This is a genomic window from Elusimicrobium minutum Pei191, assembly GCF_000020145.1.
In the GTDB taxonomy this organism is placed as follows: domain Bacteria; phylum Elusimicrobiota; class Elusimicrobia; order Elusimicrobiales; family Elusimicrobiaceae; genus Elusimicrobium; species Elusimicrobium minutum.
Genome location: NC_010644.1, coordinates 1,184,094 through 1,194,581, shown reverse-complemented (window position 1 = coordinate 1,194,581; position 10,488 = coordinate 1,184,094). Strand labels below are relative to the sequence as shown.

Here is a 10,488-nt window from a genome sequence, read left to right as displayed (position 1 = left end):
AAAAGGTTTACATGTATAAAGTTTTGGTATTGCCGTTTAAACAAATGCCCTCTGCGGAAGATTTTTTAACGCAAGAGGAAAAGCGATACTGCCAAACTTTAAAAATTGAGAAACGCAGGCAGGATTACTTAGCGGGCCGTTACGCTTTAAAAAAACTTCTTTCAGATAATTTTGTTAAAGCGGATTATAAAAGCATAGAGATTTTAAAACATGAAGACGGGCGCCCGCTGCTTTTTATTAACGGGGTTAAAAGTAATTTAAATGTGTCGATATCGCACAGCAACGCTTACGCTTGCGCGTGCGCCGGCAGGGGCTGCCTTGTGGGCGTTGATATCGAGCGTGTTGAGGAAAGGAGCGAAGCGTGGAGGAATTTTTCTTTCGCTAAAGAGGAAATTACAGAAACTTCACCTGAATTTCTTACCGCTTTATGGGCCAAAAAAGAAGCTGTTTTAAAACTTTTAGGGCTTGGTTTAAGCGTGGATATGCACAGCATCCGTTTTGATAATGATAGAATGTATTTGGAAGGCAAATTAAAAGAGAAGCAAAACAGCCTTGGCGCAGCCGTGATAAGTACGGATTTAAGTTATACAAACGGTTTTGCGGTGGCGGTCGCTTACAGTAAGGTAGTATAAAAATTAAAATTTGAACACTTAGCCGTGCCCGGAGGATTTTTTATGATGGACATGTTAGGCAGACCTGAGAAGGACCAGGAGCAAGATAAAAAACGTTCCAGAGAAACTTCTCAAAACATCGTGAAGTTCAGAAAAATTTATGAAGATACCCGAAAAGGCGACGCCGCCAAAATTAAAGCCCAAAAAGAAAAGGGTAAATTTACGGCGCGCGAAAGAATTAACTATCTTGTGGATGAAGACAGCTTTTTTGAAATTAAAACTTTAGTTGAAAGCAACTGTACGGATTTCGGCGTTAAAGATAAACATATTAAGGGCGACGGCGTTATAACCGGTTTTGCTAAAATAGCGGGCCGTGAAGTGGCTATTTTCTCACAGGATTTTACACAGCTGGGCGGCTCTTTGGGTATGGCCCACGCGAAAAAAATAGCCCATCTTATGGACATGGCCTTAGAAGCTAAAATACCTGTTATAGGTTTATTAGATTCCGGCGGTGCCAGAATACAGGAAGGCGTTGAAAGCTTAGACGGCTACGGCGAAATTTTTTACCGTAATGTAAAAGCGTCGGGCGTTATTCCGCAGATTTCCGTTATTTTAGGTCCTTGCGCCGGAGGGGCGGTTTATTCGCCCGCGCTTACGGATTTTATTTTTATGGTTGAAGGCATAAGCTACATGTTTGTAACGGGGCCCAGTGTTGTAAAAAGCGCCACCGGCGAGGAAGTTGATTTTGATACTTTGGGCGGCAGCCAGGCTCACTCGGAAAAAAGCGGCGTTTGCCATTTTGTGGCTAAAAGCGAACAGGATTGTTTCAGGCAGGTACGCGAACTTTTGGAATACCTGCCCCAAAACTGTTTAGAAAAGCCCGCCTTAACAATTACGGAAGATACCGCCGACAGAAAAACAAAAGTGCTTGAAAGTATTTGCGAAATGGACCCTAAAAAAGCCTACCGCGTTCAGCATGTTATATGGCGCTTGGCTGATAATTATGAATTTTTTGAAGTACAGCAAAATTACGCTAAAAATATAACAATAGGTTTTATGCGTATGGGCGGCGAGGTTGTGGGCGTGGTTGCCAATAACTCCGCTTACCTGGGCGGTGCTTTGGATATTAACGCGAGCGATAAGGCGGCCCGCTTTGTACGCTTTTTAAATGATTTTAATATACCGATACTTACATTAGTTGATATCGGCGGATATCTGCCGGGAGTTGAGCAGGAACACGGCGGTATTATAAGACACGGCGCCAAACTTTTGTACGCTTATTCGGAAGCTACGGTGCCTAAGGTAACATTGGTTTTAAGAAAGGCTTATGGCGGTGCTTATATAGCTATGAGTTCAAAATATTTGCGAGGCGATTTTAACTTTGCGCTTCCCAGTGCGGAAATCGCCGTTATGGGCCCGGGCGGCGCGGTTGAAATTTTATATTCAAAGGAAATTAAAGCCGCCGGCGATAAAGCAGCCGAACTTAAAGAAAAACTTACCAAGGAATATAAAGATAAGTTCGCAAGTCCGTACCAGACCGCTTCAACAGGTTCTATAGACGAAGTTATTGAGCCTGCCCAAGCCAGGGAAAAAATTATAAGGGCTTTTAGGATTTTAAAAACAAAAAGAGACGCGAGAGAAAATCCCAAAAAAGGCAATATACCCCTTTAGCTGTTTATAATCGGGCGGTTGCGGTAAAAATTTTACCGCAACCGCCCGCTTTGTTAGCCGTAAAACTAAATTAATGTTAAGAGAGCAAAAAATGGATATCAGTAAATATTTGGAAGAATTTAAAACTTTAGAGGCCGAAATGTCTTCAGGCAATATGCCCAGCGAGGAATTGCAAAAAAAATCCAAACGCCATGCTTTTTTACGTCCGATAGTTGAAAAAGGTTTGGAACTTGAAGCGGCGCAAAAAGGAATTAAAGACGCGCAGGAAATTATTAAAGACGGGTCTGACAAAGAGATGTCGCAGATGGCGGCTGAGGAAATGGAAACTCTTAACGCTCAAATACCTGTTTTGGAAGCTGAGCTGCGCGTGCTTGTTATTCCGCCTGATCCGAACGACTCAAAAAGCATTTACCTTGAACTGCGCCCGGGAGCCGGGGGAGACGAATCTTCTATTTTTGCGGCTGAAATGTTACGCGTGTACCAGCGCTTTGCCGACGCTAAAGGTTGGAAGACAGAACTTTTGGAATACACGCCCACAGGTCTTAAGGGATGTAAATACGCCAGTATGTTTATTAAAGGCGACGGGGCTTATTCCTGGCTTCGCGACGAATCAGGCACACATCGCGTACAGCGCGTGCCTGACACGGAAACAAGCGGCCGTGTGCATACTTCAACAATAACAGTTGCTATTATGCCCGAAGCGGAAGAAGTTGACATACAGATTAACCCCGCGGATATTGAAATGGAAACCTGCCGCGCCGGCGGAGCGGGCGGACAAAATGTTAATAAAGTTGAAACGGCTGTCAGACTTATCCACAAACCTACCGGCGTTGTTGTCAGCTGCCGTGAGGAGCGCAGCCAGGGCGCAAACAGAATTAAGGCCATGAACATGCTTAGAGCGAAACTTTACCAAATGGAAGAAGAAAAAAGAAATAAAGAAATTTACGATACCCGTAAATCCCAGGTAGGCACAGGCGACAGGAGCGAAAAAATAAGAACTTATAACTTTCCGCAAAGCCGCGTTACTGACCACAGGACGGAAAAATCCTACCACAACATCACTGAAATCATGGAAGGACAGATTGAGGAAATTCTAAACGATTTAAGAACCTTAAGGCTTGAGGCTAAAATAAAAAATCTTGAGCTTTAACTAATATTTATTTGGTATATTTTATCAACAGGAGAATATATGAAAAAAGGATTTACTCTTATTGAGTTGTTGGTAGTGGTTTTAATAATAGGCATTTTAGCGGCGATAGCTTTGCCGCAATATAATAAAACGGTTGAAAAATCCCGCGCGACGGAGGCTTTTATAAACTTAAAAGCAATGGCCGACGCGGAAGAAATTTACTTTATGCAAACGGGCGAATATACCAGTGATTTTGCTGATTTGGATATTGAGATGCAAGATTCCCCAAGATTCAAATATTATTCGGATTATCCTCCCAGCTATATAGCAGCGTCAAGAAGTTCAAACTATTATTATAATATTGAAGTGTATCTGCAAAATCCGGCGGCGGCGTATCAGTCTATGAAAGGCAAAAGAATATGTAAAACAAACGGCAACCCTAACACCAAGGAGATATGCAATTCACTGGGGTGTGAAAGTTGGTCTTCTGACGGAACCTACTGTATACTCAGATAATTTTTTAGCAACCGGAGTTCTTAAATAAACATCTGACAGGAGAATATATGAAAGAGGGATTTACTCTTATTGAATTATTGGTAGTTGTTTTAATAATAGGCATTTTAGCGGCAATCGCTTTGCCTCAATATACTAAATCGGTTGAAAAAAGCCGTATATCCGAAGCAAAGATTGCAATGGCTACTTTGGACAGAATGGTGTCAATTTCAAACCTGGAAAAGGGTGGTGTTAGCTGGGATCTTGTTGAAACCTCATCAATAACTTTGCCGGGCACATATTCTTGCGATTGTTGGGATAATGAATGTTGTTATAAAACTAAAGATTGGGAGTATGGCGTTTCTATCGGTTCTATAATTACATATGCGCTAAGAACAAAAGGAAATGAAAACTCTTACTTCTTAACCAGAGAGTATGATTCGAGTTTTTTAAAACCCGTAACACCTTTGACTTGTCATAATTTAGACAGTACCGACGGCTGCAAAGCCGCATGCGGTAAAATAACAAATTGTGTGGTTAACTAAAAACTAATAAAAACTTGGTTTAATAGTGTTTTCACTGTTTTTACCCCCGGTTTTTTAGGGGGTATTTTATTTAAAAATTATTTGAGTTCTTTTGATTGTGCTTCTTTTGCTTTTGCGTCAGCCACTCTTAAAGCAGTTAGCATTTTATTAGCCGCTTTGAAAAAGGGGTGGAAAGGATTTTCCTTATCTAAACCTTCTTCATTAGTTAATTGTTTTGTGTAAAGCGTATGTTTTGAAACCGCAAAAAATGTTGTTTTAAATAAGTCTGCCGAGGGAAGTTCATCCGACACTACCATTAAACTTGCGGCTTTTGACGCGGCATCCAGTAAGTTTTTTGACGCTTCTTTTACCATCGCGTCGTCGCCGGCTATAAGCCCGCCTATGCCGCTCGGGCTGTTGTTTTCAAAATACATGCTTGTGTCGCCCAAGGTCGAAGAGGCAAAAAAGATGTTTTTTTCTTTTTTATTGTGGTCCTCCATAGAAAATTCTATACCCGCTATTATTATATTGTTTTCCCCTAATTCAGGAAATTTCGCCTTAACGTCTTTTTTGCTTTCATGAATCCAAAAATGACGCATGTTTTGGTACGCGCTTCTCATAATCCCTCCTGCTAAGTAATTACATATATTCTATAATAAAGTATGGCAAGCATAAAAGAACTATTATCCCAAGCAAAAGAAATCCTTAAAAAAAATTCTATTGACGAGATCGACGCTAACGCTGAGTTTTTGCTTGCCCATGTTTTAAATTTAAGCAGGGGCGTTGTACTTTCTAACCAAGAGCGGGAAGTCGGCGCTGAAGACGCACAAAAATATTTTGATTTTATTAATAAGCGTTTACTCGGTATGCCTTTAGCTTATATAACCGGCACGCAGGATTTTTGCGGACATACTTTTATAGTTGATTCAGACGTTCTTGTTCCCAGGCCGGAAACCGAGGAACTTGTTGAAATCTCCTCCTCTATGCTTGGCAAACCAAAAAGAATTTTAGATATGTGTACAGGCAGCGGGTGTATAGCCTGCTCTATGGCCATGAAATACCGCTCGGCGCAGGTTACTGGCGTGGATAACTCAATGGCTGCGCTTCTTACGGCTGAAAAGAACGTAAAAAAATTCGGTCTTCAGAATGTTGAGCTTATATACGGTGATTTGTTTGAAAATATTTACGGCGCTTTCGATTTAATTATAACTAACCCGCCTTATATTCCCACGGGTGATCTTGCGGGCCTTAGCCGCGAGGTTAAGGAAGAGCCGCAAGCGGCCCTTGACGGGGGGGAGAACGGCCTTGATATCATAACCCAAATAATTTTATACGCCCCTGATTTTTTGGAAACCGGCGGCTTACTTACCATGGAATACGGTATTAACCGGGAGCGTGAAATAGAAGGTTTGTTTGACAAAAATATTTGGCGCTCCGTAGAAGTAAAAAAAGATATGTTTGGCATATACAGGTTTGTATTTGCCCAAAAAGCGTAATAATCGTATACTATATTTAAATTTATTATTTTAAGAGGCAAAAAATGGACAGGTTTACTATTAAAGGGCCGGTAAAATTACAAGGTGAGGTTGAGATAAGCGGCTCTAAAAACGCGGCTTTGCCTATACTTATGGCTACTCTTTTAACTGACGAAAAATGCGTCCTTAACCGTGTTCCGAATCTGCGTGACATAAGAACAACTTTTAAACTTTTAGAAGTGCTTGGCAAAAAAGTGGAATATAATAACGGTACGGCGGTAATTACAAAAAATAAAGAATTAAATTCCATTCTTCCCTATGAACTTGTTAAACAAATGAGGGCCAGTTTTTGGGTGGCGGGGCCTTTGCTGGCCAGGTTAAAACACACACAAATACCGCTGCCGGGCGGCTGCGCCATAGGAGTACGCCCAGTGGATATCCATTTACAGGGGTTTAAAAAATTCGGCGCAGCTGAGTCAACCAAAAAAGGCGATGTGGTTATAAGCGCGGACGAACTTAAACCCGCTAAAATAGTTTTAAGATTCCCCAGCGTGGGCGCCACAATAAATATTATGATGTGCGCCAGTTTGATACCGGGCAAAACAATAATTGAAAACGCCGCTAAAGAACCCGAAGTGGAGGACCTTATCTGCGCTTTAAAAACAATGGGCGCGCAAATAAGCATTGATTCCAAAGGTCGCATTATTGTTGAAGGTAAAAAAACTTTAGGCTCAATGACGCATACCGTAGTGGCCGACCGTATTGAGACAGGTACATTTATTCTTGCGGCCGCCGCCACAAAAGGAGACGTTGTTATAAAAAACTGCGTGCCCGAGCATAACGACATTTTGCTTGAAAACTTAAAAGACGCGGGTTTTGGCGTAAGCGTGGGGCAGGGGCGCATTCACATAACAGCGCCTTCTAACGGCAAAATAAAACCCGTTGGAATAAGGACAATGCCTTACCCCGGTTTCGCTACTGATTTGCAGGCCCCTTATATGGTGCTTTTATGTGTTGCCGACGGCGGAAGCGATATAACGGAAGATATTTTTGAAAACCGTTATATGCACGCGCCGGAACTGGTGCGCATGGGGGCGGATATTACAATAGAAAAGACAATGGCTAAAGTTAAAGGGGTTAAAGAACTTTCCGGCGCCAATGTAATGGCTTCCGATTTGCGGGGCGGGGCGGCTTTGGTAATAGCCGCGCTTTGCGCCGCGGGAGATACGGTTATTGACCGTGTGTATCACATAGACCGCGGGTATGAAAACATTGAAGCTAAATTTGCCGCTTTAGGTGCTAAAATAGTGCGGGATAATCCTTTAAAAGACTGATATGAGTTTTGAAGCTATCTACAAAAAAATATTAAAAAGGCATTTCACAATTAAAAAAGAGCAGAATTTTAACGCTGTTAATTTTGCTCTTTTTAATTTAGGTTCCCCTCATAAAAAAATAAAAACTGTTCATATCGCGGGCACAAACGGCAAAGGTTCCACGGCTGTAATGACAGCTAACATTTTATCCGCCGCCGGTTTTAAAACCGGTTTATATACCTCGCCCCATATTATTACTCCTTGCGAGAGAGTAAAAATTAACGGTAAAAACATAAATAAAAAAAGCTTCGCTGCCGCCATTAAAAAAGTTTTAGCGGCGGAGGTTGAACCTCTTAATTATTTTGAAATTTTAACCTGCGCCGCTTTTTATTATTTTGCCAAAAATAAAGTTGACTACGCGGTTGTTGAAACAGGCCTTGGCGGTCTTATGGACGCTACCAATGTTCTAATCCCCGTTTTAACTGCCGTAACTTCAATAGATTTTGACCATAAAGACATTTTGGGCGGCACCATACAAAAAATAGCCGCGCAAAAAGCCGGTATAATAAAACCCGGCGTTCCTTGCGTAGCGGGGGAAATTAAGGGTTCTGCAAAAAAAATACTTTTAGAAACGGCTAAAAAAAATAAAGCCCCTTTATATTTTACGCGCGGCGCAAAAGAAATAAAATATTTAAAAAACGGTACTATGACCGCGGTTTATAAAAACGGTAAAAAGATAAACTTAAAACTTTTGGGTTACCCGCAAACAATAAACGCCGCTATAGCTGCCAAATCCGCGCGGATTTTAAGAGTAAAAGAAAAACATATAAAAACGGGTATAGAAAAAAGCATGCTTGAAAGCCGTTTTGAAATTATTAAACAAAAAGGTAAAACACTAATTTTAGACGGCGGGCATAATGCCGAGGCCGCCAAAAATTTAATAGAAACTTATAAAAATATGCCTTTTTATCCTAACGCGGAGCTTGTTTTTGCCTCTTCTAAAGATAAAGAATACGGCAAAATAATAAATATGCTCGCGCCGCATTTCAGCGCGGTTAATCTTACCTCGTATCCTTCCGTGCGGGCCGCGGCTCCAAAAGATATAAAAGCTTGTTCAAAGCCTGTTTTTTACCCTAAAACAAAAATATTATCTTTAAAAAAGCTGCCGTGTTTTGATTTTAAACGGCACACCCTTTTTTGCGGATCTTTTTACCTTACGGCTTACGTTAAAGAAAAGCTTAATATTTCTCGTTGACAAAGGGGCGTTATTTAGGTTAAATTGTATTATAGTGTAAATCGCTGTAAAGGATAAAAAAATGGATTTAGAAAATAATGATCACCTTCCGTCGGACATATCCCAATTTTTAGATCAGTTTGAAAAAGAAAATTCCGAACTTGAACGCGCTTTTGCCGCAGGCAACTTAACGTTCAATATACCGTCCTCTCCGGCTAAGGGCGAGGCTAAATCCCAAGATAAAGACCATTCTTTTAAAAAATTAGAGGAAAAAATATCCGAACTTGAACAAAAATTTGAAACTTCCTTAAAAGAGAAAAACGTTCTTTTGTCTGAGCTGGCCAAATCTAAAGAAGAAAACGAACAAAGTAAAAACAGGGACGAGTTTTTTACAAACATCTCTTCTACCATAGCTAACTTAAAAGAAAGCGTTGACCGTTTAAGCCGCGCACAGCAAATGCCCCAAAGGCCTGTTTTTATGTCCCCTACTGAAATTTACGGGCAGGGTTATTATTACGGAGCGCCTATAGACCAGGCGTCCAAATTCGGGCAGGAGCAAATTTTTAAAGCTGAAAAGGAACTTGCCAAATATTCGGCCGAAGCCGCCAAAAATAAAGAAACTATTGCCGCTAAAGAAGAAACTATTAACAAACAGCAAGAAGACATAGATTTACAAAACCAAACCATAACCGCCCAAAAACAGGAAATTTACCAACATAAAGCCGATAAAGAAGAAAACGAACGCTTTATTGCCTCTTTAAAAGAAAAAACTTCCCGCCTTAAAGCGGTTAACAGCGCTTTGGAAAAAGAATTTAAACGCGTACAGGACGAAAAAATTGAGGCGCTTAGAAAATCCGCTGAGCAGGCTAAGGAAATTCTTTCCCTGCGCGACCAGCTTACCCAGGCGGAAGAACGTTTTAAATCATTTGATTTTGAAGGCCGCATAATCTCAATTAAAAACCATTACCAGCAAAAAGTAAGCAAGCTTGAAACGCAGCTGCAGGAAATGTCCGCCGTATGTATGAGACAAGTGGAAGAAATTGAGAATTTAAAAACGGAAAATATGCGCTTGCAAAAATTTGACTCGGAAAGGCAGACTCTTATCAAACAGCTTGAGGATAAAGACATTGAAATAAACAATCTTAAAGCCGAAGTCGAACGTATTACAAAATTAAGCGAACAGGCTATGCGCAACTTAAGCGCTTCTGATGCAGAGGCCTTGAGCAAAATACAGCAGGCGGAAGAAGCCGCTAAACTTAAAATTACCGAAGCTTACACGGCAGCCCAAAATAAAATTAAAGAAACCGAAGAGGCTGTCAAATCAAAAATTTCAGCCGCTTACGCCGAAACGGAAAATAAAGTCAAAGCCGCTAAGGAAGAGGCCGCCAAAGCCGCCAAAGAAGAAGCCGAAAGGCTTGTTAAAGAGCGTGAATATGAGGTCGCCCGCCGCGCCGCTCAAAGAATAAGGGAAATAAGCCAAAAGGCTAATACTGAAATTGCCCTTCTAAACACACGTTTGCTGGAAGCTAAAAAAGAAAAGGAAATTATTTCTTCCAAAATACAAAGTTTGCCTGTGCAGCCCGCTGTTCAGACTGAGGATAAAAAAAAAGCTGACGAAAACTTTAAAGCCCTAATGGCTAAAATAAAAGAAAACGACAGCGTTATCGAAAACCTTAAAAAGAAAATAGAGGTTTTAGACGGCGAAAATAAAAATTTAAAAGATAAACCTAAAAAAGAAGTCCATCCTCCTTCAGCGCCGGTACAGGAAGGCGCTATGAAAATATCGGCACCCGTTAAAAAGGATTCTCCCCAAACTTTGCAATATCCCGACCCGGCCGCCCGCAGTAATCCCAGCCGCGCTAAAGCCGCCGCTTTGGGTGAAGGCGGGGAAAAGGATTTTTTGGAAGATACGCAAACCTTTTTCGGCCGTATCAAATGGTCGCTACTTAAGGACGACTAATTCTGTTTTATTTTAATTTAAAAAGCCTGATGTCCGGGTAGCAGAACCCTTTCCGTCAGGCTTTCTTTTTAGAGGAAGT

General features: G+C 41.2%; 10 protein-coding genes. 9 read left to right on the top strand and 1 reads right to left on the bottom strand.

Going from position 1 to position 10,488, the window contains the following annotated elements:
• Positions 1–11 precede the first annotated feature (11 nt).
• The 5 genes from EMIN_RS05610 to EMIN_RS09515 all read left to right on the top strand — a co-directional run bounded on the left by EMIN_RS05610 (position 12) and on the right by EMIN_RS09515 (position 4,448).
• Positions 12–632 (top strand): 4'-phosphopantetheinyl transferase superfamily protein, encoded by a 621-nt coding sequence (locus EMIN_RS05610; protein WP_012415267.1) that lies wholly within the window; start codon positions 12–14, stop codon positions 630–632.
• Positions 633–674: 42 nt separating this feature from the next.
• A complete protein-coding gene (locus tag EMIN_RS05605) occupies positions 675–2,282 on the top strand; it encodes an acyl-CoA carboxylase subunit beta (protein ID WP_012415266.1) in 1,608 nt (535 codons plus the stop codon).
• Positions 2,283–2,373: 91 nt separating this feature from the next.
• Positions 2,374–3,432, top strand: a complete 1,059-nt coding sequence (gene prfA / locus EMIN_RS05600) for a peptide chain release factor 1 (RefSeq protein ID WP_187146154.1) — start codon at positions 2,374–2,376, stop codon at positions 3,430–3,432.
• 39 nt (positions 3,433–3,471) lie between these two features.
• Positions 3,472–3,927, top strand: a complete 456-nt coding sequence (locus EMIN_RS09625; RefSeq protein WP_012415264.1) for a type IV pilin protein — start codon at positions 3,472–3,474, stop codon at positions 3,925–3,927.
• 47 nt (positions 3,928–3,974) lie between these two features.
• Positions 3,975–4,448: a type IV pilin protein gene (locus tag EMIN_RS09515; RefSeq protein WP_012415263.1), complete on the top strand. Its 474-nt coding sequence runs from the start codon at positions 3,975–3,977 to the stop codon at positions 4,446–4,448.
• A gap of 77 nt (positions 4,449–4,525) precedes the next feature.
• On the opposite strand, the gene EMIN_RS05585 is transcribed toward EMIN_RS09515, so the two are convergent.
• Positions 4,526–5,047 carry a hypothetical protein gene (locus EMIN_RS05585; RefSeq protein WP_012415262.1) on the bottom strand — a complete coding sequence of 174 codons (522 nt, stop codon included), beginning with the start codon at positions 5,045–5,047 and terminating at the stop codon, positions 4,526–4,528.
• A gap of 42 nt (positions 5,048–5,089) precedes the next feature.
• Here EMIN_RS05585 and prmC point away from each other — a divergent pair, with 42 nt between their 5' ends.
• The 4 genes from prmC (at position 5,090) to EMIN_RS05565 (ending at position 10,409) form a co-directional block, all read left to right on the top strand.
• Positions 5,090–5,923 carry a peptide chain release factor N(5)-glutamine methyltransferase gene (gene prmC / locus EMIN_RS05580; protein ID WP_012415261.1) on the top strand — a complete coding sequence of 278 codons (834 nt, stop codon included), beginning with the start codon at positions 5,090–5,092 and terminating at the stop codon, positions 5,921–5,923.
• 44 nt (positions 5,924–5,967) lie between these two features.
• Positions 5,968–7,236 (top strand): UDP-N-acetylglucosamine 1-carboxyvinyltransferase, encoded by a 1,269-nt coding sequence (gene murA, locus EMIN_RS05575; protein ID WP_012415260.1) that lies wholly within the window; start codon positions 5,968–5,970, stop codon positions 7,234–7,236.
• 1 nt (position 7,237) lies between these two features.
• Entirely contained in the window at positions 7,238–8,470 is a 1,233-nt protein-coding gene (locus EMIN_RS05570) for a bifunctional folylpolyglutamate synthase/dihydrofolate synthase (RefSeq protein ID WP_012415259.1), read from the top strand.
• A gap of 61 nt (positions 8,471–8,531) precedes the next feature.
• Positions 8,532–10,409 carry a hypothetical protein gene (locus EMIN_RS05565; protein WP_012415258.1) on the top strand — a complete coding sequence of 626 codons (1,878 nt, stop codon included), beginning with the start codon at positions 8,532–8,534 and terminating at the stop codon, positions 10,407–10,409.
• The last annotated feature ends 79 nt before the right edge of the window (positions 10,410–10,488 follow it).

Excerpts from the sequence above, each read along its gene's own strand:
- EMIN_RS05605 (WP_012415266.1), top strand. The coding sequence starts at position 675 with ATGATGGACATGTTAGGCAGACCTGAGAAGGACCAGGAGCAAGATAAA.
- murA (WP_012415260.1), top strand. The coding sequence starts at position 5,968 with ATGGACAGGTTTACTATTAAAGGGCCGGTAAAATTACAAGGTGAGGTT.
- EMIN_RS09625 (WP_012415264.1), top strand. The coding sequence starts at position 3,472 with ATGAAAAAAGGATTTACTCTTATTGAGTTGTTGGTAGTGGTTTTAATA.
- EMIN_RS05585 (WP_012415262.1), bottom strand. The coding sequence starts at position 5,047 with ATGAGAAGCGCGTACCAAAACATGCGTCATTTTTGGATTCATGAAAGC.
- prfA (WP_187146154.1), top strand. The coding sequence starts at position 2,374 with ATGGATATCAGTAAATATTTGGAAGAATTTAAAACTTTAGAGGCCGAA.
- EMIN_RS09515 (WP_012415263.1), top strand. The coding sequence starts at position 3,975 with ATGAAAGAGGGATTTACTCTTATTGAATTATTGGTAGTTGTTTTAATA.
- EMIN_RS05565 (WP_012415258.1), top strand. The coding sequence starts at position 8,532 with ATGGATTTAGAAAATAATGATCACCTTCCGTCGGACATATCCCAATTT.
- EMIN_RS05610 (WP_012415267.1), top strand. The coding sequence starts at position 12 with ATGTATAAAGTTTTGGTATTGCCGTTTAAACAAATGCCCTCTGCGGAA.
- prmC (WP_012415261.1), top strand. The coding sequence starts at position 5,090 with ATGGCAAGCATAAAAGAACTATTATCCCAAGCAAAAGAAATCCTTAAA.
- EMIN_RS05570 (WP_012415259.1), top strand. The coding sequence starts at position 7,238 with ATGAGTTTTGAAGCTATCTACAAAAAAATATTAAAAAGGCATTTCACA.